Source organism: Chryseobacterium sp. RR2-3-20 (genome assembly GCF_017808115.1).
In the GTDB taxonomy this organism is placed as follows: Bacteria; Bacteroidota; Bacteroidia; order Flavobacteriales; family Weeksellaceae; genus Chryseobacterium; species Chryseobacterium oryzae.
Genome location: NZ_JADQBD010000185.1, coordinates 1 through 661 on the forward strand (window position 1 = coordinate 1; position 661 = coordinate 661).

Annotated in this window: 1 protein-coding gene; it reads right to left on the reverse strand. The window is 28.9% G+C overall.

Annotated features, from left to right (window positions below; translation table 11 throughout):
- Positions 1-454: 454 nt before the first annotated feature.
- The coding region (locus IV513_RS15625; RefSeq protein ID WP_209391473.1) for a hypothetical protein at positions 455-661 on the reverse strand (207 nt) is incomplete at its 5' end.

Genomic DNA, 661 nt, shown 5'->3' on the forward strand with positions numbered 1-661 from the left:
TTCGAGATATTTGGACATTTGTGTATTTTTTTTAAAAGGGCTTATTGTCATTAATGGTTGAATAAATCAAAAAGGATAAGATTTTTTCGGGTATTTTCTTTTTTATCATTAGTTTAGAATGTAATACAAGTTAAGTAATAAGATTTTGGGTGAAAGTTTACGACAATGAAAAAATAATACCTGTCCCAATTTAGTTGATTCGAAAATTATTGGATTAGCCTGAACTTTATTGCAGATTTATTCGTAAATTTGATAGTACATTAAGCGTACAAATTTTAGGAAAAATTTCTACGATTCATTACCTTTCCAATGAGGCATTACAGTTTTATAATAATATTTTCCCTTCACCAAGAAAAATCGTAAAATACATAGACAAGCAAATATCGCCCTTGCCAGAAGTAAAGATAAAATTGGATATAATAAAATAAAACTGCCTAAATTGATATGTAATTTTTTAATGCATTTTTAAATGGGTTTCAAAATGTGTACCCCTATGCCTAATACAAGCACGTGCACGTTTTCTTATTTCAGTGCGCGTAATTCTATTGGAAAAGTTATTTTTTAAAATTACTGCTGCACTTTCAATTTTTTCAACTAGTTCATCTCGCGTTGTTATTTCGGTAGCATAAACAATGTCTTTCATGTGTCCCCAAACATAGAA